General features: G+C 68.5%; 21 protein-coding genes, 1 pseudogene and 1 riboswitch. Of the genes and pseudogenes, 8 read left to right on the top strand and 14 right to left on the bottom strand.

The genetic code is table 11. The features are described 5' to 3' along the window. Positions 1-82: 82 nt before the first annotated feature. Complete coding sequence (locus ASF27_RS14590; RefSeq protein WP_056361242.1) at positions 83-1,930, bottom strand: flagellar hook protein; 1,848 nt, start codon at positions 1,928-1,930, stop codon at positions 83-85. Between the two features lie 247 nt (positions 1,931-2,177). Here ASF27_RS14590 and ASF27_RS14585 point away from each other — a divergent pair, with 247 nt between their 5' ends. Further along, complete coding sequence (locus tag ASF27_RS14585; RefSeq protein WP_056361239.1) at positions 2,178-2,591, top strand: flagellar biosynthesis repressor FlbT; 414 nt, start codon at positions 2,178-2,180, stop codon at positions 2,589-2,591. A gap of 24 nt (positions 2,592-2,615) precedes the next feature. On the opposite strand, the gene ASF27_RS14580 is transcribed toward ASF27_RS14585, so the two are convergent. The 6 genes from ASF27_RS14580 to ASF27_RS14555 form a co-directional block, all read right to left on the bottom strand. Beyond that, positions 2,616-3,395 carry a molybdopterin-dependent oxidoreductase gene (locus ASF27_RS14580; RefSeq protein WP_056361236.1) on the bottom strand — a complete coding sequence of 260 codons (780 nt, stop codon included), beginning with the start codon at positions 3,393-3,395 and terminating at the stop codon, positions 2,616-2,618. Further along, positions 3,392-4,033: a cytochrome b/b6 domain-containing protein gene (locus tag ASF27_RS14575; protein ID WP_056361233.1), complete on the bottom strand. Its 642-nt coding sequence runs from the start codon at positions 4,031-4,033 to the stop codon at positions 3,392-3,394. Before ASF27_RS14575 ends, ASF27_RS14580 begins: the two co-directional genes overlap by 4 nt. Positions 4,034-4,123: 90 nt before the next feature. Further along, the gene (locus ASF27_RS14570) at positions 4,124-4,723 is read right to left on the bottom strand and encodes a hypothetical protein (protein WP_056361230.1); all 600 of its coding nucleotides are present in this window, start codon (positions 4,721-4,723) and stop codon (positions 4,124-4,126) included. A gap of 102 nt (positions 4,724-4,825) precedes the next feature. Further along, positions 4,826-5,434 (bottom strand): hypothetical protein, encoded by a 609-nt coding sequence (locus ASF27_RS14565; RefSeq protein ID WP_056170580.1) that lies wholly within the window; start codon positions 5,432-5,434, stop codon positions 4,826-4,828. A gap of 121 nt (positions 5,435-5,555) precedes the next feature. Next, positions 5,556-6,416, bottom strand: coding sequence for a universal stress protein (locus ASF27_RS14560; RefSeq protein ID WP_056170577.1), 861 nt, complete (start codon positions 6,414-6,416; stop codon positions 5,556-5,558). 50 nt (positions 6,417-6,466) lie between these two features. Further along, on the bottom strand, positions 6,467-7,576 hold the full coding sequence (locus ASF27_RS14555) for an acyltransferase (protein ID WP_056361596.1): 1,110 nt from the start codon (positions 7,574-7,576) through the stop codon (positions 6,467-6,469). Positions 7,577-7,764: 188 nt separating this feature from the next. Between ASF27_RS14555 and ASF27_RS14550 the strand changes: the two genes are divergently transcribed. Further along, positions 7,765-8,460, top strand: a complete 696-nt coding sequence (locus tag ASF27_RS14550; protein ID WP_056170753.1) for a DUF4142 domain-containing protein — start codon at positions 7,765-7,767, stop codon at positions 8,458-8,460. 295 nt (positions 8,461-8,755) lie between these two features. Here ASF27_RS14550 and ASF27_RS14545 read toward each other — a convergent pair whose 3' ends face one another. The 3 genes from ASF27_RS14545 to ASF27_RS14535 all read right to left on the bottom strand — a co-directional run bounded on the left by ASF27_RS14545 (position 8,756) and on the right by ASF27_RS14535 (position 10,921). Beyond that, positions 8,756-9,451, bottom strand: coding sequence for a carbonic anhydrase (locus ASF27_RS14545; protein WP_056361227.1), 696 nt, complete (start codon positions 9,449-9,451; stop codon positions 8,756-8,758). Next, entirely contained in the window at positions 9,448-10,014 is a 567-nt protein-coding gene (locus tag ASF27_RS14540) for an NUDIX domain-containing protein (RefSeq protein WP_056361224.1), read from the bottom strand. Before ASF27_RS14540 ends, ASF27_RS14545 begins: the two co-directional genes overlap by 4 nt. A gap of 142 nt (positions 10,015-10,156) precedes the next feature. Further along, positions 10,157-10,921: a DUF429 domain-containing protein gene (locus tag ASF27_RS14535; RefSeq protein WP_244481018.1), complete on the bottom strand. Its 765-nt coding sequence runs from the start codon at positions 10,919-10,921 to the stop codon at positions 10,157-10,159. 168 nt (positions 10,922-11,089) lie between these two features. On the opposite strand from ASF27_RS14535, the gene ASF27_RS14530 reads away from it, so the two are divergent. Further along, positions 11,090-12,046, top strand: coding sequence for a DMT family transporter (locus ASF27_RS14530; RefSeq protein ID WP_056361221.1), 957 nt, complete (start codon positions 11,090-11,092; stop codon positions 12,044-12,046). Between the two features lie 370 nt (positions 12,047-12,416). Beyond that, positions 12,417-14,050: pseudogene (locus ASF27_RS14525) on the top strand (OFA family MFS transporter). A gap of 208 nt (positions 14,051-14,258) precedes the next feature. Here the strand turns inward: ASF27_RS14525 and thiC are convergent. Together thiC and ASF27_RS14515 are read right to left on the bottom strand one after the other, a co-directional pair. After that, positions 14,259-16,175, bottom strand: a complete 1,917-nt coding sequence (gene thiC, locus ASF27_RS14520) for a phosphomethylpyrimidine synthase ThiC (RefSeq protein WP_056304562.1) — start codon at positions 16,173-16,175, stop codon at positions 14,259-14,261. 76 nt (positions 16,176-16,251) lie between these two features. Then, positions 16,252-16,360, bottom strand: a riboswitch (TPP riboswitch). A 149-nt stretch (positions 16,361-16,509) separates the two neighbouring features. Next, positions 16,510-16,797, bottom strand: a complete 288-nt coding sequence (locus tag ASF27_RS14515) for a hypothetical protein (RefSeq protein WP_056361218.1) — start codon at positions 16,795-16,797, stop codon at positions 16,510-16,512. Between the two features lie 273 nt (positions 16,798-17,070). Here ASF27_RS14515 and ASF27_RS14510 point away from each other — a divergent pair, with 273 nt between their 5' ends. Next, positions 17,071-17,790 carry a BA14K family protein gene (locus ASF27_RS14510; RefSeq protein WP_056361215.1) on the top strand — a complete coding sequence of 240 codons (720 nt, stop codon included), beginning with the start codon at positions 17,071-17,073 and terminating at the stop codon, positions 17,788-17,790. 89 nt (positions 17,791-17,879) lie between these two features. Here the strand turns inward: ASF27_RS14510 and ASF27_RS14505 are convergent, their stop codons facing one another. Together ASF27_RS14505 and ASF27_RS14500 are read right to left on the bottom strand one after the other, a co-directional pair. Further along, complete coding sequence (locus ASF27_RS14505) at positions 17,880-18,134, bottom strand: hypothetical protein (RefSeq protein ID WP_056260944.1); 255 nt, start codon at positions 18,132-18,134, stop codon at positions 17,880-17,882. A 95-nt stretch (positions 18,135-18,229) separates the two neighbouring features. Next, positions 18,230-19,003, bottom strand: a complete 774-nt coding sequence (locus ASF27_RS14500; RefSeq protein ID WP_056361212.1) for a site-2 protease family protein — start codon at positions 19,001-19,003, stop codon at positions 18,230-18,232. 143 nt (positions 19,004-19,146) lie between these two features. On the opposite strand from ASF27_RS14500, the gene ASF27_RS14495 reads away from it, so the two are divergent. From ASF27_RS14495 to ASF27_RS21700, 3 genes are all read left to right on the top strand, one after another. Next, positions 19,147-19,989 (top strand): alpha/beta hydrolase, encoded by an 843-nt coding sequence (locus ASF27_RS14495; RefSeq protein ID WP_056361209.1) that lies wholly within the window; start codon positions 19,147-19,149, stop codon positions 19,987-19,989. A gap of 10 nt (positions 19,990-19,999) precedes the next feature. Further along, entirely contained in the window at positions 20,000-20,374 is a 375-nt protein-coding gene (locus ASF27_RS14490) for a hypothetical protein (RefSeq protein ID WP_056361206.1), read from the top strand. Positions 20,375-20,537: 163 nt separating this feature from the next. Further along, on the top strand, positions 20,538-21,116 hold the full coding sequence (locus ASF27_RS21700) for a GIY-YIG nuclease family protein (RefSeq protein ID WP_082479179.1): 579 nt from the start codon (positions 20,538-20,540) through the stop codon (positions 21,114-21,116). Positions 21,117-21,262 lie beyond the last annotated feature (146 nt).

Below are 21,262 nucleotides of genomic sequence, written 5' to 3'. Positions count from 1 at the left end.
CGAACGCGAAAAGGCCGGGGCGCACCGCCCCGGCCTTTCGTCGTCGTGCGGACCGCCGGCCCGAAGGCCGGTGGCGTTTGGCTTAGCGGAGCAGCTGCAGGATGCCCTGCTGCGCCGTGTTGGCGAGGCCGAGTGCCGAGATCGCCAGGGAGTTGCGGGTCGACAGGGCCTGGGAGTTGGCGGCTTCCTCGTTGAGGTCCGCGTTCGTCAGGTTGGCTGAGCCGGTGTCGAGGACGCTGATCAGGTTCTTCGAGAAGTCCTGGCGGTTCTGGACCACGGAGAGGTTCGAGGCGTAGGTCGAGGCCTGTGACTTGAGGCTGTCACCGGCCGAACGGATCGAGCTGAACACCTCGTTGATGGAGGCGTTGTCCTTGAAGTTTTCACTGGTCACGGCCTTGAGGCCGAGGGTGTCGGAGCTCGTCGCCTTGCCCTGAACGGTAATGGACGAGCTTTGCGCCTCGTTGAACGAAACCTTGAGCTGGTCGCCCTTCAGCAGGTTGACGCCGTTGAAGCCCGAGTCGTTCGACAGCTGGTCGATCTGGGTCAGGAGGTTGTTGTAGTCAGTGACGAGCTTGTTGCGGGCTGTGAGGCCGTCGCCGCCGATGGTGGCTTTCGACGACGTGGACAGGAAGGTATTCCCGGTCCCGGTCGCCGTGCCGCTGACGCTCAGGTCCTGCGAGCCGGAATCGTTGGTCGTAGAGATCGAGATCTTCCCAGCCGAGTCGATGGTGGCCTGAGCGTTCGCGGTGCCAAGCTTCTCATTGAGCTGGTCGAGGGTCGAGATTTGCCCGGCGCCGGTGCCGAAGGACAGCGAAGCCGTCTTAGCCGTCGTGCCCGTGCCAACGGTGACCGTCAGCGTGTCGTTGTTCAGGGCGGAGGCGGTACCGTTGCCCTTGCCCGAAGCAAACTGCGTGGTCGTGGTGTAACCGAGGTTAGCAACGAGGGCGGTTGCGGTCGAGCCGTTCCCGAGGTTCACCGAAGTCTTGGCGTCCTTGGCCTCGAACGTGAACTGACGGTTTGCGTCGGAGAAGCTGGCCTTCACCTCACCGTTCGTTGCAACGACCACCTTCGCTGAGAGAGTCGCCAAGGTATCAGACTTCGAGACCGTGACGTTCGAACCGTTAACCGAGAAGGTGTCGCCGTCGGCGAAGCCCAGGGCTGCGACCTTGGTGGCCTGGACGGGCTTCAGGACGTTGGCGGTCGTATTGCCCGGCGTGGCGCCGAACAGAGAAGCCGCATCCGCTCCGGTGATCGATACGGCAGCGCCGTCCGTAGAACCCGTCACTGCGAGGAAGTTGGTCGATACACCGACAGTTGCCGTAGAACCAGCCGCCGCCAACTGACTCGTGATCTCGGTTGCCAAGCTCGCTGTGGTGTACGCGCCGGTATCCTTGATGCTGATGTCAACACCATCGATCTGGAAAGCTTTGCCGGACCCGAGTGCCGTTGTGATGTTGCCGGTGGTCGACAGATCGACCGTGCCGGTCTTCACACCACGGGTCGCGGTTCCGCTGCCCAGAGCCGTGCTCACGGCCTGAGTCGGGCCGGTCGAGAGAAGGTTCGAATCTACGGCACCCGTGAGTGCGGTAGAGGTGAGCGAAGCCTTGGCGGTGAACGCCGAGGTGGCCGAGAGGGCCTGCTGAGCGGTGGATTTCAGCTGGTCGGTCAGCTTGGTCAGGCTGGTGATGCCCTTGTTGGCGGCCTGGATGGTCTGGATGCCGTTGCCGATGCCGTCGAGGAGGCTCGACAGGCCTGACGAACGCGAGTTCAGCGACTGGGCGGTGAAGAAGTTGACCGGCGAATCGAGGGCCGAGTTCACCTTCTTGCCCGTCGAAAGGCGGTTCTGGGTGGTCGAGAGAAGGTCCGCGGTGCCCTGCAGCGAGAGCAGGTTCTGGCGGGTCGCGGCCGAAAGGGTGATGCCGGAGGACATTGGTTTCGATCCATTCTGATCGGTGCGTCTCCGTTTTTGGAGACAGCGCCACAGGACCACGTCCCTCTTGCGATCCTGTTAAATGTTGTGATGAACGCGGGGTGTCGTGCGTCGGTCGAATGCCGTGGACCTGGATGAATCCATCGATCCATCAAAGGTTTAGCCGGATTGGCGTGGCGGCGCCTTCAGGCTTTGTTAACCATGATCGCCGAGGAAGGAGGCGAGACCCTGCCGCCCGTGAGACGCCATGCCCCTCAAGATCGAACTGAAACCGTTCGAGCGCCTGCTGATCGGCGGCACGGCGATCCGCAACGGATCGCGGCGCTCCTCCTTCGTCATCGAGACGGTGACGAACTTCCTGCGCGAGAGCGACATCATCCTGGACAGCGAGGCCGACACGGCCTGCAAGCGCCTCTACGTCACCTTGACGGTGCTGTACCTCGCCGAGCCGACGCCGGAAGCCGAGGACATCTTCGTGCGGCAGGCCAACGCCCTGTTGGAGGCGGTGCCGACGACGGCGCCGTACATCCGCGACATCCACGAGTTCGTGGCGGCCCGCGAACTCTATCGCGCGCTCAAGCGCTGCAAGGACCTCATCCAGTACGAGCAGTCGCTCAGCGACCGCCTCGCCCCGCCGCCCGCGACCGGCGGGACGACGTGACGGGAATCCGCTCGTACGTTCGGCTCAGATCCCACTGAACCAATTGTAGCCCTGGTCCTCCCAGTACCCGCCCGGATAATCGTTGGTGACGAACACGCTTGCGATGTATTTCGGGCTCTTGAACCCGAGCTTCGTCGGCACGCGCACCCGCAGCGGGTAGCCGTATTCGGGGCTCAGTTCCTTGCCGGCGAAGTCGAGGGCCAGGACGGTCTGGGGGTGCAGCGCGCTCGGCATGTCGAGGCTGCCGTAATAGCGGTCGGCGCATTTGAAGCCGACGTATTTCGCCGTCAGATCGGCGCCGATCCGCTCCAAGAACGCCCGCAGGGGCACGCCGCTCCATTGGCCGATCTGGCTCCAGCCCTCGATGCAGACGTGGCGGGTGATCTGGCTCTCCTGCGGCAGGGCACGGAGCTTTTCCAGGGTCCAGGGGGTCTTGTCGGCGACGAGGCCGGTCACCTCGAGCTTCCAGTCGGCGCCCTCGACCTCGGGGATGTTGTCCGGCGGGTAGTAGGCGTTGAACCGGAACGGCGTGTCGATCATCGAGGCCGGGTAGGTCGGCGCGAGCGTGTTCGGGTCGAACAGCCAGCCCTGGACCCGGTCGTTGAACTTCGACATGGCCCACAGCACCCGGTCGGCGGCGTTGCCGTTGGAGCCCGTGGAGAGGTCGCAGCCCGTGAGCAGCGTGAGGGCGCCGAGCGACAGGCCCGAGCGCAGGAGCGCCCGGCGCTCCAGCTTCACCAGCTCGGGCTGCAGGTCGGCGCGCAGGGCCTTGAGCCGGGCAACGTCTTGCGGATCGCGGGTCATGCTTGCGTCTCTGAAGGGGTCACGCGGGCACGGCCGGTGATCATCGCCCGGAGGGTGCTCGGCACCACGATCACCAGGGCGAGATGAAGGACGATGAAGCCGACGAGGCCCGCCATGGCGCAAAAATGCACCCGGCGCGCCCATTCGTAGCCGCCGAACAGGGCGGCGAGCCCCTGGAACTGCACCGGCTTCCACAGGGCGAGGCCCGAGGCGAGGAGGAGGGCGCCGAGGAGGAACGCCACCGCGTAGGCGAGGCGCTGCACGGCGTTGTACTGCCCCAGCCGGTGGGCGAGGCGGAAGGTCAGCGCGGCCTTCGCGTCGCGCCACACGGCGCCGGGGCTCAAGGGCAGGAACGTCCGGGCTACGTGCCGGCTCGCCAGCCCGTAGGCGACGTAGACGAGGCCGTTCAGGGCGAACAACCACATGGCGGCGAAGTGCCAGGCGATGGCCCCGCCGAGCCAGCCCCCCAGGGTCGCCCATTTCGGGAAGGCGAAGGGGAAGAGCGGCGACGCGTTGTAGATCGCCCAACCGCTGAACAGCATGCAGAACACCGCCACCGCGTTGATCCAGTGGGTGAGGCGCACCACCAAGGGGTGGATCACCACGACGCGGGCGGGGGGCTCAGGAACCAGGGTCATCGGGGGCTCGGTCAACAGGACAGGCCGCGCTCGGTGACGCGGAGCGCAGGTCCCTCCCCCCTTTGCGGGGGAGGGTTCTACCTTGGTGCCTCACATGGACGGCACGGTGCCGTTGCGGCCGACGATGAGGATCGGGGCCGTGAGGGTGCCGTCTGCGCCCTTCTTGGTGAAGGCGACGAGCTTGGAGCCGGGCACCAAGATGCTCTTCTCGCCGGGGTCGACGAGGGTCACGGGCACGTCTTCCGGCACCGTCACCTTTTTCTCGCCGCCCTGGTACTTGACCAGGAGAGTGCGCCCCTCGGTGCCCGAGAGGGTGCCCACCGCGCCGTTGGTCATGGTGGAGTTGGTGCCGAGATCCCACGGGTAGTGGCCGTCGGCGGTGCCGCGCAGGGAGGAGGCGAACACCGTCACCTGCAGGGCCTTCTGCGTGCCGTCGGGCTGCGGGATCGCGGCGGTGCCGATGTAGCTCTCCGACTTGATGTCGGCGAGCTGGCCCGTGGTGGCGGCGAGGATCTTGGTGTCGTTCGCGAAGGTCACGGTGATCGAGTCGCCCGTGCGCGGCTTGATGGTGAGGGTCGATCCGTCGACCTTCTCCAGGGTGCCGCGGTAGCGCACGATGTCGTCGGCGCGCGCGGTGGTGGCGGCCATCGTCAGGGTCAGGGCGAGGCCGGTCAGCAGGCTCTTCATCATGGCGTGTCTCTCCTGTTGTGGTTCTTCTTCACGTCCGGGCGCGCCACCGGCGCGCCCGCCTTCGATCCGACCTCACGTCGATCCGACCTCACATGGGCGGACTCACATGGGCGGAACGGTGCCGTTCTGGCCCACCACCATGCGATCGGCGACCGCCGTGCCGGAGGCATCGGCGCGGGTGAAGGCGACGACGCGGGCGCCCGGCTTGATCAGGCCGGCATCGGCGGGGGCCAAGGCCACCACGGGCACGTCGTCCGGCACGGTGATGACCTTCTGTCCGCCCGCATACGTCACCGTGATGGTGCGGTTGGTCGTCCCCGTCACGGCGCCGACGGCGCCGTTGGTCATGGTGTTCTCCTTCTCGAGATCCCACGGGTAGTGGCCGTCGCCGGTGCCGCGCATGCTGGGCGCGAACACCGCGACCTCAAGGGCCTTCAGGGTGCCGTCGGCCTGGGGCGTCGCGGCGGTGCCGACATAGCTGTCGGGCAGGATGTCGGCGATCTTGGCCGCACTCGCACCCGCGACCCGGACGCCGTCGCCGAGGCGGACCAGAATGGCGTCGCCGACGCGCGGCTTGATGGTGATGGCATTGTCCGTCACCGACGCGATGGTGCCGCGGATGCGCACCACCGGCGCTTCCGCCCGGGCCGGAAGGCTCAGGGCGAGGCCCGTGGTGGCGAGGAGTACGGCGGTACGGACGGTTCTGATCATGTGGAGCCTTTCCCATCGACCGGTGGCCGATTCCGACCGCGAGCCTGCCCCGCCTCCGGATCGTGCGCAAGTCAATTGCGCGCGATATGGATACGCTTGGCCGGCGCGGGCTCCGGCCCCGTCAATGCGCCATCAGCATCGGGATGCCCGCATGGGTCAGCAGGTGGCTCGTCGGGCCGCCGAAGATCATCTGGCGCAGGCGGCTCTGGGTGTAGGCGCCCTTGATGAGGAGGTCGCAACCGAAGGTTTCGGCTTCTGCGAGGAACACCTCGCCGGGCGTGCGCCGCCCAGCCGAATGGGCGCGGTGATCGGCGTCGATGCCCTCGCAGGCGAGCGCACGGGCGAGCTCCTCGGCGGTCGGCCCCGGCACGGTGCCACCCTCGACGCTGATCACCCGGATGCGCTGCGCCTGGCGCAGGAACGGCATGGCGAAGGCCACGGCGCGCGCCGTCTCGGTGGAGCCGTTCCAGGCGATGAGGATGGCGTCGCCGAGGGTCGCGGGGGCGATGGGGGGCGCGAGGAGGATCGGCCGCCCGCTCTCGAACAGGGCGGTCTCGAAGGTGGTCATGCGCGGCGCGCCGTCGTCGGTGCCGGGGCGCCCGACCACGGTGGCGGTGAACAGCCGCGCGTACTGGCCGAGGAACGCGTCGCCCGCCGGAACGTCCGGGCGCCAGCGGTAGCGCGGGCCCGCCGCGCCGATGCCGGCCGGGGTGCAGGGCCCGTCGGCCATGAGCGGCACGCCGGCCTGCTGCATGAAGGTGACGAAGCGCCCGCCCGCGGCCTCGGCCTCGGCCTTGTCGGCCTCCTCGTCGCGCAGCCAGGTCATGCCGCCGACCATGTCGACGGGGACGTATTCGGCGAGCGCCGGGCGCAGGGACACGCCCTCGACGAGGCTGCCGAAGCGACGGGCGGCGAGGATCGCCGTCTCGAACACCGAGGGCAGGCTGTCGTGCAGGGCGACGGGAACCAGGAGCGTCTTCATGGCGGCGGGGCCTTCGCAGCGGGGTCTTCGATGGCGCGAGACACCGGAGGCTAATGCGATTTGGGCGTGCGGCAAACTCCGCCCGGCGGGCCGTCACACGGTTTTTGAACGGTTCCGGCACCGGCCCCGGGGTCGAGCCGGTGCCGGACGGCCCGGGTCATGGGCCTCTCCACGAAGCGGGCGACCACCAGGGACGCGGCCACCGACAGGGCGAGCATGAGGCCGAGCGCCCCCCACGGGCCGACGAGTGCCGCGAGACCCAGCCGCGTGATCGCCTCGCGGGTGGCGCGCAGGACGAAGGGATGGATCAGGTAGAGGGCGTAGGACGCATCCCCCAGGGCGACGAGCGCCGGACCGAGCCGCGTCCCGCGCCCCGGCGGCGGCTCGCGCCCGAGGGCGGCGGCGGCCACCAGCAGGAGCGCCGGCCCGCCATAGGCGAGGGGCCGCAGGGCCTCGCCGGGCTCGCCCGCGACGGCGAGGCCGGCGAGGCCGGTGGCGGCGAGCGCCAGCCGGGCGGCATCGGGCAAACGCAGGCCGTGCGCGCGGGCGAGGCCGAGGCCGGCGCCGAGGGCGAATTCGAGGACGATGGGGCTGCCCCAGAACGCGAGCGGCGTCGGCGGTTCGGGCACCAGGCGGCCGAGGGCGACGAGGCCGGCGAGGGCGAGGCCGAGCCACAGCACCGCCCGGCCCCGGCCCCAGCCGAGGCCGACGGCGAAGACCGCGTAGAAGAACATCTCGCAGTTCAGGGTCCAGCCGAGGCCGTACAGGGGCTGGGGGATGCCGTCCGGGCGCAGGGCCGGCCAGAACAGGAACGAGGCGGCGACGTAGCCGGGCGCGGGGGAATCCGCGCCGTTGAGGAGCGCCGGCACGGTGAGGACGAGGGCGAGGTAGAGGGCCGTCACCAGCCAGTACAGCGGCACCAGTCGGGCGATCCGGTGGGCGAGAAAGCGCGCCCGTCCCCCCGGGCGCCCGTAGAGGGGGGCGCTCGCGTGGACGATGATGAAGCCCGAGATCACGAAGAACACGTCGACGCCCGCCGACCACGCCAGCCCGGTGCTGGGGCCGAAGGGAAGCCCGGCGCGCAGGGCCAGGGCCGCCGCCTCGACCTGCCCGTGATGGACCACAACGAGGAGGGCCGCGAAGGCGCGCAGGCCCTGGATCGCGCCAAGCTTCACGCGGGTCTATTCCAAGGATCGCACCCGACACGATCGTCATGCCGCGAAGATAGCCTGGAACGGATCAGGTCTTCCCCCGTTGTCCCGCCGAAGGCGACAGTCACGGACCTGTGCGGGCACAAGTGCCTCTGGGTCCGTTCTTGTATGTCGCTGCAGCCATATTGAGGATGATCATGATCAACAAGTCGATTGCCCTGGGTGTCCTGGTGACGGCCCTCGCGACCCCCGCCTTCGCACAGGACATGGGCGATTTCCGCCTCGCCGCGATGCAGTCCAACGCCTTCGAGGTGCAGTCGAGCCAGATCGCCCTGTCGAAGAGCCGCAATCCGCAGGTCGTCCGCTTCGCCAAGGAGGCCGTGCGCGATCACCGCGCCGCCAACGTCGCCCTGGCGGGCGGTGAAGCCAACGTGATGGCTCGCAACGATGGCCTCGGCGGTCTCGTGACCGCCCCGCTCGCCATCGCGGGCGGCGCCGTCGGCGCGGCCACGGGTGCGGCGACGGGTGTCGTCGGTGGAACCCTCGCGGGTGGTCCGGTGGGCGGTCTCGAGGGCCTCGGTGCGGGCGCCCGTCGCGGTGCCGCGACCGGCGCGATGGTGGGCGATGTCGACACCACCGCCGGCACCACCCTGGTCCAGCCGAACCCGCAGCAGCAGGCGATGCTCGCCGAGCTGTCGCAGACCCCGGCCGGCCCGCGCTTCGACCGCCTCTACGGCTCGATGCAGGTGAAGTCGCACGAGATGGCCCTCGGTATGTACCAGTCCTACGCCTCCAACGGCCCGAACCCGGCCCTGCGCGCCCACGCCCAGCAGGCCCTGCCGGTGCTGGAGCACCATTACCAGGAGGCCCGCCGCCTGCCCGGCGCGCGCTGAGCCGCACGGTCGCATGGTCCCCCGGGCGGAACGCCCGGGGAATACACGAAAAAGGGATGCCGCGCGAAAGCCCGGCATCCCTTTTTCGTGGCTGATGGACGGCCTTTCCCGAGGACAGCGCTTTTCCTGTTCGGCGCGGCGACGGTGGTCACCCGGTTCGGCGGAGTTCCGCGATCCCCCCGAGCGGGATGCAGTCATGAGAACAGGGTGACTCGGCGGCCCTTCGAATGCGAAGGCCCCGCGGGCCACCCTTCCACATCGTGCATCCCCGATTGCGTCGGGTGAGGCGTGCGTCCTACGCCTCCTTGCAGTTGATCAGCGCGGTCTGGCTAATGGATTTGCCGGCCATGTCGACGGCGGGCCGGAAGTCGCCGGTCTCGGGATCGCGCACGAGGAGTTCGCCGCGCTCGATGCCGAAGTGGGCGCCGTGCAGTGTCAGCGTGCCGGCCTCGACGCGTTCGCGGACGAACGGGAAGGTCATGAGGTTCTTCAGGCTCTCGCCGACCATCGCGTATTCGAGGCGGGTGAGGTAGTCCGGCCCGTTCTGGTCCTCGACGTTCTCGGCGGCCGACTTCACGAGGGACACCCATTTGCCGATGAAGTCGCCCTCCGACAGGGGGTTCGACGGGCTGGCGAAGGCCTTGATGCCGCCGCAGGTGGCGTGACCCATCACGACGATGTGTTTCACCTCCAGGCCCTGCACTGCGAACTCGATGGCCGCCGACGTGCCGTGGAACTCGCCGCCCTGCTCCTCGCAGGGGGGCACGAGGTTGGCGACGTTGCGGATCACGAACAGTTCACCCGGACCCGCGTCGAAGATCACCTCGGGCGAGACGCGGCTGTCGCAGCAACCGATGAGGAGGACTTCGGGGGATTGCGACTTGGCGAGGCCGGAATAGCGCTTGGCCTCGTCGGGAAGGCGGCGTTCGACGAAGGACTGGTAGCCTTCCTTGAGCTTCTCGGGGAACGTACCGGTGCGGGGGGTGGTCATCTCGGATCGGCCTTTCTTCGGGTGCCGTGCCAGTTCAGGGCCACGGGCGTTGCGGGAAGGGTGCCACCCAGGACGGCGCGCGCGACGCGTGCCAGCCCGGCGGGTTCGATGCGCTCGGACGTCGCCTCGAGTTCGTCGAGGGTCCACCAGCGCGTGCCGAGGACGGGGTTGTCCTCCGTCTCGGCGAGGCGCCGGGTGTCGATACGGTCGTCGGGCAGCCGCACCACGAAGTAGCGCTCGCGGGCATCGCGCGACGTCCGGAACAGGTGGAAGGGCCCGTCGCAGCCTGCGACCTGCGGACCGATGGGCGCATCGGCAACGCCGATCTCCTCTTCGAGTTCACGCCGGCAGGCCTCGACATGGGATTCGCCCGGCTCCAGTCCGCCCCCCGGCATGAACCAGAAGGTGCGGTCGTCGGGCTTCGCCGGATCGATGGGCCGGACGGACTCGTAGGCGATGAGGAGCAGGCGCCCGGCCAGATCGAACACGAGGGCGCGGGCGACCTCGCGAACCGGCGGGTGCACGGTGTCGGGTGCGCTGGGCGCGGAGCTCGGTGCTGTCATCGGGTCATTCCGAAGTATTGTGCGGCATCCCAGCATCGAGAAAAATATTTTAATCCGTCGGACAAGGATATTTTCTTCGATCGCGTCGGCTTTCACCTGTTGGGACCGTCATTTAGCGTGAAATGGCCGGCACGCTAGTGTTTTACGACACGTCGCCGGGCGCCCAGATCACGATGGGGAGATCGAACCCGTCGCGCCCCGGCGGATCGGGCATCGGTACGGCGCGGCCACACGCGAGGTCGCGGGCCACCACCAGGGCCGCGAGGGCGTCGAGGTGGTCGTCGGCGCCGATGCCGGCGGGGCGCGCCGCGACCAGGGCCTCGGGCAGCCCGGCGCCGAGAAGCAGCGCCCGACGCGCGGCCTGCCCGTCCGGCGTCTTCTTCGAAGCCGCAAGGGCCCGGTCCCGGTTGAGGCGCCGGAACGCGACCTCGGGATGGACCTCGTGCAGGCGGTCGCACAGATCGGGCCGCGCTCGGAGCAGGCCATCGACCTCCCGCACACTCCGAAAGATGTTCCAGCCCTGGATCGAGGGTGCGAAGGGCGGGTCGCTGCCCGCCCGCGACAGGGCCTTGGCGGTCTCGTAATCGGGCGCATGGACGGCCGCGCGCGGCGGCATCGGAAACACGCTCGCCCGCCCCTGGCCCAGATAGGCCCGCGCCGCCCGATCGGCGACGCGCCCGCCATCCGTGATCCGGTCGGGCAGGCCGATGGGGATGTCGATGCCGACGAAGGCCGGCGCCTCGGGGGCGTCGACGAGGTCGGCCACGGTTGCGAACCGGGCGGCGCGATGGCGCCCGTCGGCAAGGTTGAGCAGCACCCCGGCCCAGGCGCCGCGACACCCGTCGAGTCCGGCGATCCAGGGGGAGGGGGCTTTCGCTGGGGCCGGGGGCATCGGTGTGTCGGACATGCTGACGATCGTCGGGGCTTGCGGGAGACCGCCATCGTTCGACGGCCCTTCGGAGGCGGTCTGGAATCGATAGCAGACGGAGGAGTCAGGAGGATTCGAGAGCAAGAAACGGGACGCCCGTCACCCGGGCGAAATCATAGGACGGGGTGAACTCGCAAAGGATCCGTCATGCCGCCCGCCGTGAACCATACGATGTCCGCGCCTGAATGGGCGATGCTCCTCTGCCTCTCCGTGCTCTGGGGCGGATCGTTCTTCTTCACGCAGGTGGCGCTCGAAGCCCTGCCGCCCGTCACCCTCGTCACCCTGCGCGTCGGCCTCGCCGCGCTGATCCTGAACGCCGTCGTGCCTCTCTCGGGCCTCGCAATGCCGCGCGGAGCCCGGGTTTGGTCCGCCTTTCTCGGCATGGGCCTCCTCAACAACGCCGTTCCCTTCTGCCTCATCGTGTGGGGCCAGACCCACATCGCCTCCGGGCTCGCCGCGATCCTGAACGCGACCACGCCGCTGTTCACCGTCGTCGCGGCCCATTTCCTCACCGCCGACGAGCGGATGACCGGCAGCCGGATGGCGGGGGGGCTCGTCGGCCTCGCCGGCGTTGCCGTGATGGTCGGACCGGCCGTCCTCGCCGGCCTCGGGGCCGACCTCCTGGCACAAGTCGCGGTCCTCGGCGCGGCCCTGTCCTACGCCTGCGCCGGCCTCTTCGGGCGACGTTTCCGGCGGATGGGCATTCCGCCCCTCGCGACGGCCGCCGGGCAGGTCTCCGCCTCTACGCTCATCCTCGTGCCCATCGCCCTCGTAGTGGATCGGCCGTGGACCCTGCCGATGCCGGGTGCGGCAGTGGTGGGCGCGGTTGTAGGCATCGCGGCCCTGTCGACGGCCCTCGCCTACGTGCTGTATTTTCGAATCCTGGCGACGGCGGGGGCGACGAACCTCCTCCTCGTGACCTTCCTCATTCCGGTCTCGGCCATCCTCCTGGGTGCCGTCGTGCTGGGTGAGCGCCTCGACCCGCGGCACATCGTCGGCATGGCACTGATCGGTTGCGGACTCGCGGCCATCGACGGACGCCTCCGGGCCTTCGGCCGGACGCGGCGCCGCCTTCCGCCCGAGATCCAGGGGCGGGACATCTGAACGGCGTGCCGGTGCCCGCTCGCGGACGGTCGTGAGCGGGCGGAGGGGGATGCTCGCGCGAATACCTATCCACCGCCCGGGAGCGGATCGACCCGAACGCCCCGCACCGGGCCACTCTTGCCGTCTTCGAAACGCTGCCGGCGCGACGGGGCGAGGAGGAGATCACCCCGTCGACGATGGTCCCAGATCGACGATGCGGCGCGACAGGGCGCCGGCATAACGGAGGTGGACATCCTTTTCGGGCGCCTCAATAAGAAGCGATTGTCCAGTGGACGCGGTGTTTGACCTGCGCCGATCCCATGAGCACGGGTCCATTCGGCAGGTCAGGGGAGAAGCCTGAATAACCGTTCGTGTCGATGTCGCGCCCGCGATGGATGAAGGCTCGCCACGTCGGCTCTCGCGGGAGAGGATCGTCGCCAAGGCCGGCTTCAACCGTTGGCTGGTTCCGCCAGCGGCGCTCGCCATCCATCTCTGCATCGGAATGTCCTACGGACTGTCGGTGTTCTGGCTGCCGTTGTCGCGGGCCCTGAGCGTCGGGCAACCGGCGCCGGCCGCCTGTCCCGACATGGACCTCGCCACGGCCCTGTTCACGACAGCCTGCGACTGGCGCGTCAGCGACCTCGTCATCGTCTTCTCCACCGGCATCGTCATGCTCGGCCTGTCGGCGGCGGTGTTCGGCGGCTGGCTCAAGCGCGCCGGCCCGCGCAAGGCCGGCCTCGCGGCGGCCGCGTGCTGGGGCGGCTGCTTCCTGATCGGTGCCCTCGGCGTCTACCTGCACCAACTCTGGCTGATCTGGCTCGGCATGGGGCTGATCGGCGGCATCGGCCTCGGCCTCGGCTACATCTCTCCGGTCTCGACCCTGGTGAAGTGGTTCCCCGACCGGCGCGGCATGGCCACCGGCATGGCCATCATGGGCTTCGGCGGCGGCGCCATGATCGGCTCTCCCCTCGCCACCCTGCTCATCAACACCTTCAAGACCCCGTCGTCGGCCGGCGTCTGGCAGACCCTGGCGGTGATGGGCGGCCTGTACATCCTGGCGATGCTCTGCGGCGCCTTCGGCTATCGCGTGCCCCCCGCCGGCTGGCAGCCCGAGGGCTGGACCGCACCAGCCTCGAAGAGCGCGATGATCACCTCCGGCCACGTCCACCTCGACCGGGCGCACAGGACCCCGCAATTCTGGCTGCTCTGGGCCGTGCTCTGCCTCAACGTCTCGGCGGGCATCGGCGTGCTCGCGCTCGCTTCGCCGATGCTTCAGGAGATCTTCGGCGGCGCGCTCATCGGGCAGCCGGACCTCGGCTTCGGCCAGCTCGATCCCGGCCAGAAGACCCAGATCGCCGCCGTGGCGGCCGGGTTCGTCGGAATGCTATCTCTGTTCAACATCCTCGGCCGCTTCTTCTGGGCCTCGATGTCCGACAGGATCGGGCGTAAGGTCACCTACGCGACCTTCTTCGCCCTGGGCTGCGTGCTCTACGCGGCGGCGCCCTGGGCCGCCGGCATCGGCTCAAAAGCGCTGTTCGTGGCGTTCTTCTGCGTGATCCTGTCGATGTACGGGGGCGGGTTCGCCACCATCCCGGCCTACCTTGCCGATGTCTTCGGCACGCAGTTCGTAGGGGCCATCCACGGGCGGCTCCTCACCGCCTGGTCCACGGCGGGCGTGGTCGGTCCGCTCGTGGTGACGGCGATCCGCCAGGCGCAGGTGGATGCCGGTATCCAGGGCGCCGAACTCTACACCCGAACGATGTACATCCTCGCGGCTTCCTGGGGGCGGGCTTCGTCGCCAACCTCCTGGTCCGTCCCCTGGCCGCACGCTGGTTCATGACGGAAGCGGAACTCACCGCCGTGACCAAAGGCGGCGTCGGCGTGGGGGCGGCTGGAGCCGGTGAACGCGGGATCGGTCGCGGAGGCCTGACCCTCGGCGCCCTGTTGGCGTGGCTCGCTGTCGGCGTTCCCATCGCCTGGGGTATCTGGACCACTCTGACGAAAGCCCTGATTCTCTTCGGCTGAAACGCGAGACGGGCAATTCGACGAGCCTCGGCTTCGCGACATGGGACCGGATGCGGATCCCATGTCCGCATCCGTCCGTCATCGAACGTCGATGTCGGCGCATCGGGCTGGAACAGGAGTGCGCCCTCTCCCCGCGGGTGGAAAGAGGGCGCGCACCTCGTCATCGCACGGGCCCGGCCGAGGCCGGACCCGAGGGGGCTCGTCCGTCCTACTCCGCCGCGTCCACGTAGAGCTTGCCGCCCTCGGCCTGGAACTCGGCGGATTTCGCCGCCATGCCGGCCTCGCGCTCGGCCTGGCTCATGGGGGTGGCCTCGCCGAGCACCTGGCCCGCCGCCTCCATGGCGAGGACCTCGGCGCGGAGATCCTGCGTGATCTTCATCGAGCAGAATTTCGGGCCGCACATGGAGCAGAAGTGCGCCACCTTGTGGGCGTCCTTCGGCATGGTCTCGTCGTGGTAGGCGCGCGCCGTGTCGGGATCGAGGGAGAGGTTGAACTGGTCCTCCCAGCGGAAGTCGAACCGGGCGCGGGAGAGGGCGTCGTCCCGCAGTTGCGCCGCCGGATGGCCCTTGGCGAGGTCGGCGGCGTGGGCGGCGATCTTGTAGGTGATCACGCCTTCCTTCACGTCGTCGCGGTTGGGCAGGCCGAGATGCTCCTTCGGCGTGACGTAGCAGAGCATGGCGCAGCCGAACCAGCCGATCATGGCCGCCCCGATGCCCGACGTGATGTGGTCGTAGCCGGGCGCGATGTCGGTGGTCAGGGGCCCGAGGGTGTAGAACGGCGCCTCGCCGCACTCCTCCAGCTGCTTTTCCATGTTCACCTTGATCTTGTGCATCGGCACGTGGCCGGGGCCCTCGATCATGGTCTGGCAGCCCTTGTCCCAGGCGATTTTCGTCAACTCGCCGAGGGTCTCGAGTTCGGCGAACTGGGCCGCATCGTTGGCGTCGGCGATGGAGCCGGGGCGCAGGCCGTCGCCCAGCGAGAACGACACGTCGTAGGCCCGCATGATGTCGCAGATCTCGTCGAAGCGCTCGTAGAGGAACGATTCGCGGTGCCCGGCGAGGCACCAGCGCGCCATGATGGAGCCGCCGCGGCTGACGATGCCGGTGACGCGGCGCGCGGTGAGCGGCACGTGGGCGAGGCGCACCCCGGCGTGGATGGTGAAGTAGTCGATGCCCTGCTCGGCCTGCTCGATGAGGGTGTCCTTGAACACCTCCCAGTCGAGTTTCAGCGGATCGCCCCCGACCTTCTCCAGGGCCTGGTAGATCGGCACCGTGCCGATCGGGACCGGCGAGTTGCGCACGATCCACGAGCGGATGTTGTGGATGTTGCGGCCGGTGGAGAGGTCCATCACCGTGTCGGCGCCCCAGCGGGTCGCCCAGACCAGCTTCTCGACCTCTTCCGCCGCCGACGAGGTCACGGCCGAGTTGCCGATGTTGGCGTTGATCTTGACGAGGAAGTTCCGGCCGATGGCCATCGGCTCCACCTCGGGGTGGTTGATGTTGGCCGGGATGATGGCCCGGCCGCGCGCGATCTCTTCGCGGACGAATTCGGGGGTGATGAAGGCCGGCAGCGCCGCGCCGAAGCTGTTGCCGTCGCTGAGCGCGGCCTGCGCGCCCTCCAGCATCGTCTCGCGGGCGAGGTTCTCACGGTGGGCGACGTAGATCATCTCTTCCGTGATGATCCCGGCCTTCGCGAACTCGTACTGCGTCACCATCTGGCCGGGGCCGGCCTTGCGGATGAGGCGCTGCGCCGGACACGGGGCCACGAGCTTGTCCTCGGGCACGAAGCCGTTGTCCTCGGGCTTGACCGCGCGCGGCGTCACCGTGGCGTAGCCGCGCTTGGCGATCCACGGATCGCGGATCAGCGGCAGGCCGGCGTTGAGGTCGATGTTGGCGTCCGTCTGCGTGTAAGGGCCCGACGGATCGTAGACCCGCACGGGGGCCTCCTTCGGGTCGCTCAGGGTCACCTCGCGGAACGGCACCCGGATGTCGTCATGCCCGGCCACCGCCGCGTAGACCTTGTGCGACCCCATGATCGGGCCAGTGGTCACCGCCTGGGGCGAGCCTTTGGGAAGACCTTGCGGAAGATCGTGGGGGAGATCCTGGGGCAAAACGGGCTTGTTCATCGGGCGTGCTCCGGGCTTGGGAGGCGACCCGGATTCGTCAGGAACAGCATTGGGTGGGGGACACCACGCAATGGCGCGGCGAAAGCATTCCCGTCCCTCCGCCGGTACGAACCGGATCAGGTTCAAGGGTCAGGGCGTCGCGCCCAATCTCAGCTCCCGGTCTCGGAGCCCCCCTCGGAATCGTTCCAGGTTCGACGCCTGCGCCCGATTTGTCAATCGCCGCAGCCGTACACGGGCGGTTCCGCCGAAAGTCCCGCCACGGTCGGTCCGCCGAGTCCTGCGACTCGGCGGCGTCGTCAAAGTCGGTTCGGCGCGGCTGTCGCGCCCATGGTCTTCAGCACTTGCTTCGGCAGAAGTCGCCGGCCTGCTGCGCCGCGATCAGGCATACCTGCTTCCCGGTCGGATTCGGGATGGCGTTGCACGCCGCTTCGGCCAGGCCCTGGGCGGCATTGCAGGCCAGCGTACAGAAGATCGAATCGAGCTGCTGCGCATCGGCGGTCTGCGTCTTGTCTCCGACGATATTATGATCCTGCTTGAAGATCTGAGTGATGATCGTACGAATCTTGTCCCGCTCTTCGCCCGTCAGGCCGTTCCAGTCGGAATCATTGACTTTGATGTCCATGGGCTTGTCCTTGTGATCCCGGTCTCTGCGGCCGGTCCACCCAAGAAATATATAACTTAAGGTTTATCAATCCATCTATTATAAACCCAAGGTAGCATTTTCGTGAGCGGAGTTCCATTGGGACCGCAGGGTCAGCCCAGACCCCGTCCGGGACCGAGCCGTCGACGGATGGAACGAACGCCAAGGTCACGGTTCGAACCTTGCGTTGACGGCAGCGTTGATCCTCCAAACGCGCCTCCGTTCCGGACCGGCGCTGCAACGCGGATCATCACCATGAATCGCATTCTCCTCGCATCGGCCGCCATGGTCGGGGCTCTCATTCTCATTCCCGCCCAGGCCGACGCGCGCGGCGGGGGCGGATTTCGCGGCGGCGGTGGCCATATGGGCGGCTTCGGCGGGGGCGGCCGTGGCTTCGGCGGCGGCGGCTTCGCGGGCGGTGGTGGGTTCCGCGGCGGCATGATGGGCGGTGGGCGCGGCGGCTTCGGCGGCCAGGGCCTAGCCGGGCGCGGGTTCGGCGGCGGTCAGGGCTTCGCGGGGCGCGGCTTCGGCGGCGGCCGTGGTCTCGGCGCCACGGCGGCCGGGTTCGGCGGCGGCGCGGCGCTTGGCGGGTATCGTGGCGGCGTCGGCGGGTTCAACCGGGGCGGCTACCGCGGCGGGTTCGCCGATTACCGGGGCGGGCGCGGCTACGGCTACCGCCGCGGCTACGGCGGTCTCGGCCTCGGCGTTGGCCTGGGGCTCGCCGGAGCCGGTATCGGCTACGGCCTCGGCAGCGGCTTCTATGGCGACGATTACTACGGTGGCGGCTACGCCCCGGCCTATTACGGCGGTGGCTACGGTGCCTATGGCGGCGGCTATGCGCCGGCCGGCTACGCCGTCGAGACAGAAGTCGCCCCTCAGCGGGACGACGCCTACTGCGTCCGTCGCTTCCGGTCCTACGATCGCCAGTCGGGCACCTATCTCGGCAATGACGGCCAGCGTCACGCCTGCCCGTAGGTGACGCACGATCGAACGAAGAAGGCCCCGGCGCTCACCGCGCCGGGGCCTTCTTCGTTTCAGAAGCCCGCGTTTCAGGAACCCGCGTTTCAGGAGCCCTGGAGACTTTCCGCGAAATCGTCCGGCACCTCGCCGAACTGGGCCAGGATGGCGGCGCTCTCGAGTTCGCCGGTCTCGTCGTCGGCCACCACCCGAATGGCGGCGGTGCCGGGGAAGCGCCCCGCCATGGCCTCCGCCTTCTTGAGGGCGCCGCTCTCCGTGGGCGCCACCTCGCGGTCGCCCGGCACGAGGCGCTTGCGCTTGATCACGAAGGTCTGGACCAGGAACGTCGTCTTGAGGGCCATCACGGTCTCCACCGGGCGGGATCGCCTCCGGACAGGGACGCCGCCTTAGCACGAAACCCGCGCGCGCGCGGCACGCGGACGGTGGTGGGCCCGCCTCACCACAGGCGGATCAGGCGGTATCCCGCCACCACGTCGGCGGGGTCGACGCCCATCAGGGTGGTGAGCCGCAGGCTCGTCCGGAACAGAAGCCGGCTGAAGGCGCCGGAGAACAGGAACAGCACCGTCAGCACGAGGCCGGCATGGCGGGCACCCGCATCGCCCACGGCCTGCCATGCGGCGGGCACCCACGGCCGCGCGGCGGCGTAGCCGTCGAGGCCCGGGATCGGCACGAGGTTGAGGACGAGGGCCATCCCTTGGAACAGGGCCGAGACGGCGAGCACCGCCCGCAGGGTGTCCGAGTCCGGGCTCGCCAGATGATAGAGCAGCACGAAGCCGAGCAGCGCCGCGCCCGTCATGGCCGGTCCCGCGAGGGCGACGGCGCTCGGCCACAGGCGGCCGCGCAGGGCCGACAGGTCGATGCGGACCGCCCCGCCGGGGAAGCCGATGCCGCCGAGGATCGTGAACAGGACCGGCAGCACCAGGGTGGTGACGGGATCGGCGTAGCGGCGCGGATCGAGGGTGAGGGTGCCGGCCTGTTCGACGCTCGCATCGCCGCCCCTCCAGGCCGCGTAGGCATGGCCGAACTCGTGCAGGCACAGGCTCAAGATCCAGCCCGACAGCACGAAGGCGAACCCGGCGCCCGATCCGGCGATCCAGCCGACGCCGATGGCGAAGCCGAGCCCGCTGACCAGGAGTACGATGAGGAGGAAATTGGCGCTGGCGCCGGGGCCGGTCCGGCCGAGGCTGTCCCGCGACGTGGTCTGCTGCATTCCGTTCCCCACGCCGCCCGCGATCCGTGACTCATCCGCCCCGCCATCGCGCGACGCAACATCGCTGGTGACACCGGGATGTCCAGTCCCCACCTTGCAGGGAGTTTCTTCCTCCGCCGCACCACCCGGCACGCCGGACTTCCATGCGACTTCTCCTGCTCAGCGTCCTCCTCGGCGGCCTCGGCCTCTGCGCCGCCATCCTGGGGGTGCTGGCGGTGTTCCAGCGCCACCTCATCTATCCGGGCGCGTTCTTCCCTCGGCCGGCGGAGGCCGAGGCGCGCCTCGCGCCCCCGGGCACCACGGCCCTCACCCTGACGACCCCGGACGGGGAGCGCCTCATCGGGTTCTGGCGTCCGCCCGCCCCCGGCTGCGGCGTGGTGCTGAGCTTCCACGGCAACGCCTCGGCCCCCGAGCCCCTGGCACAGCGCTTCGGCGAGGGGCCGTGGGCGGGCTGGGGCGTGCTCGCCATCGCGTATCGGGGGTATCCGGGCTCGACCGGGCATCCGAGCGAGGACGGCCTCGTCATGGATGGTCTCGCCGCCCACGCGGCCGTGGCGGACCGGGCCCCGGGGGCGCCGATCCTGCTTCACGGCCACTCCCTCGGGGCCGCCGTGGCGGTGGCGGTGGGGGCCCGCGCGCCGCATCTCGGCCTCTACCTCGAAGCGCCGTTCGATTCGCTCCATCACCTCGTCGGCCTGCGCTATCCCTTCGTGCCGCGCCTGTTCCTGTGGGACACCTACCGCTCGGACCTGCGCATCGCGGACACCACCGGCCCGGTCTTCGTGGTGCACGGCCTGCAGGACGGGGTGATCCCGGTGAAGCTCGCCCGGCGCCTCGCGACCCTCGCGGGCCCGCGCGGGCATCTCGAAGCGATCCCCGGCAATCACGTCTCGATCCTGGGCGCGCGCGACGCGGCGGCGCGGGCCGTGTTCCAGCCGCTCCTGCCCGGCGACGCGTGCCACGCGACGGCCGCCGCGACCCCCTGAGAGAACGCATATGGGACGACGCGAACGGCGCTGGCAGGCGGACGATCCCTCCACCCACGGGCCGCCCGTCCGAGCGCCGGTGATCTGCCCCCTGTGCGAGCGGCCGATCCCGCCCCGCGCCAAGTCGAGCCTGCATCACCTCACGCCGAAGCTGAAGGGCGGGGCCAAGGCCGGCACCGTGCGCCTGCACCAGATCTGCCATTCGGCGATCCACGCCCGCTACAGCGAGGCCGAGATCGCCCGGCGCCTCGCCGACACGGAGGCGCTGCGCCAGGACCCCGAGATGGTCCGCTTCCTCGCCTGGGTGCGGACGAAGCCCGACGATTTCCACGCGGCAACCCGCATGACCCGCACCCGCAAGTCCACCCGGCGCGAACCGTACTGAGCGGGTTTCGGTAGGTCCCTGGCGTACTCTTTGGTGAAGTCTCGCTGCGCCGCGACGCTCGGGTGGAGAATCAGTAACGGACAGAATGTCTGAGTTGAAAATTAGCTTGGCCGTTCCACCAGGCATGGTAACGTTCCCTGATTTTCGAACGGGAGCTGACCAAATGACGGAAGTGGATGATTACGAACAGGAACATGTGGAGGAGTATGAAACAACTTTTGGCGACTGGTTGAAACAGGAAATGGAGGAGCAAGACGTCGGGATACCGGACTTAGTCGCAAAGACGAACATCAGCTATGCCGGCATATGGAACATAGTCAATGGCAAGACCATATCCCCCAGGCAAGAGACGAGAGACAAGCTCGCAAAGGCGCTGAAAAAGAAGGTCCCTGTTAAAATACAGCAGCAAATCGACGATAATGCATCAGAGATTCCAGGTTTAGATTGGGTTGATTTTACCCCAAGCGATCTTCAGACAATACCCGAAGAGGGCGGAGTCTATGTTTTCTATGACACCACAGATAGACCTGTCTATGTTGGAATGTCCAAGGGGAACGTTAGACTGCGTGTGAAAGATCATTCCACGTGCTTCTGGTTCAAAGACCCTTTAGTCGTACGCGGGGCTTTCCTATCAGTTCCCGACTCGGATCTGTGCGTTAAGATTGAAAAGATTATCATCAAATTCTTGGGAAAACACGCGCTTTTGAATGTTAAAGGTGCAACAAAAGACCTTACGGACTAGATTGGCGAACGTTGGAATCAAAGCACCTTCTTTGCAGGCGGCGCGTGCTTAGAGTCCGTCCGATAAGTCATGACGCTCGGCCCAGCCTTCGGACGAGGATCATGATGGCGGCGGCGTAGAGGAAGGCCTGAGCTGAGGCGAGGGTC

Origin of the sequence: Methylobacterium sp. Leaf102 (assembly GCF_001422425.1) — a bacterium.
In the GTDB taxonomy this organism is placed as follows: domain Bacteria; phylum Pseudomonadota; class Alphaproteobacteria; order Rhizobiales; family Beijerinckiaceae; genus Methylobacterium.
This window is presented reverse-complemented; position numbering and strand designations above follow the sequence as displayed.

Coding starts and splice junctions, on each gene's coding strand:
- ASF27_RS14590 (WP_056361242.1), bottom strand. CDS start 1,930: ATGTCCTCCGGCATCACCCTTTCGGCCGCGACCCGCCAGAACCTGCTC.
- ASF27_RS14585 (WP_056361239.1), top strand. CDS start 2,178: ATGCCCCTCAAGATCGAACTGAAACCGTTCGAGCGCCTGCTGATCGGC.
- ASF27_RS14580 (WP_056361236.1), bottom strand. CDS start 3,395: ATGACCCGCGATCCGCAAGACGTTGCCCGGCTCAAGGCCCTGCGCGCC.
- ASF27_RS14575 (WP_056361233.1), bottom strand. CDS start 4,033: ATGACCCTGGTTCCTGAGCCCCCCGCCCGCGTCGTGGTGATCCACCCC.
- ASF27_RS14570 (WP_056361230.1), bottom strand. CDS start 4,723: ATGATGAAGAGCCTGCTGACCGGCCTCGCCCTGACCCTGACGATGGCC.
- ASF27_RS14565 (WP_056170580.1), bottom strand. CDS start 5,434: ATGATCAGAACCGTCCGTACCGCCGTACTCCTCGCCACCACGGGCCTC.
- ASF27_RS14560 (WP_056170577.1), bottom strand. CDS start 6,416: ATGAAGACGCTCCTGGTTCCCGTCGCCCTGCACGACAGCCTGCCCTCG.
- ASF27_RS14550 (WP_056170753.1), top strand. CDS start 7,765: ATGATCAACAAGTCGATTGCCCTGGGTGTCCTGGTGACGGCCCTCGCG.
- ASF27_RS14545 (WP_056361227.1), bottom strand. CDS start 9,451: ATGACCACCCCCCGCACCGGTACGTTCCCCGAGAAGCTCAAGGAAGGC.
- ASF27_RS14540 (WP_056361224.1), bottom strand. CDS start 10,014: ATGACAGCACCGAGCTCCGCGCCCAGCGCACCCGACACCGTGCACCCG.
- ASF27_RS14535 (WP_244481018.1), bottom strand. CDS start 10,921: ATGTCCGACACACCGATGCCCCCGGCCCCAGCGAAAGCCCCCTCCCCC.
- ASF27_RS14530 (WP_056361221.1), top strand. CDS start 11,090: ATGCCGCCCGCCGTGAACCATACGATGTCCGCGCCTGAATGGGCGATG.
- thiC (WP_056304562.1), bottom strand. CDS start 16,175: ATGAACAAGCCCGTTTTGCCCCAGGATCTCCCCCACGATCTTCCGCAA.
- ASF27_RS14515 (WP_056361218.1), bottom strand. CDS start 16,797: ATGGACATCAAAGTCAATGATTCCGACTGGAACGGCCTGACGGGCGAA.
- ASF27_RS14510 (WP_056361215.1), top strand. CDS start 17,071: ATGAATCGCATTCTCCTCGCATCGGCCGCCATGGTCGGGGCTCTCATT.
- ASF27_RS14505 (WP_056260944.1), bottom strand. CDS start 18,134: ATGGCCCTCAAGACGACGTTCCTGGTCCAGACCTTCGTGATCAAGCGC.
- ASF27_RS14500 (WP_056361212.1), bottom strand. CDS start 19,003: ATGCAGCAGACCACGTCGCGGGACAGCCTCGGCCGGACCGGCCCCGGC.
- ASF27_RS14495 (WP_056361209.1), top strand. CDS start 19,147: ATGCGACTTCTCCTGCTCAGCGTCCTCCTCGGCGGCCTCGGCCTCTGC.
- ASF27_RS14490 (WP_056361206.1), top strand. CDS start 20,000: ATGGGACGACGCGAACGGCGCTGGCAGGCGGACGATCCCTCCACCCAC.
- ASF27_RS21700 (WP_082479179.1), top strand. CDS start 20,538: ATGACGGAAGTGGATGATTACGAACAGGAACATGTGGAGGAGTATGAA.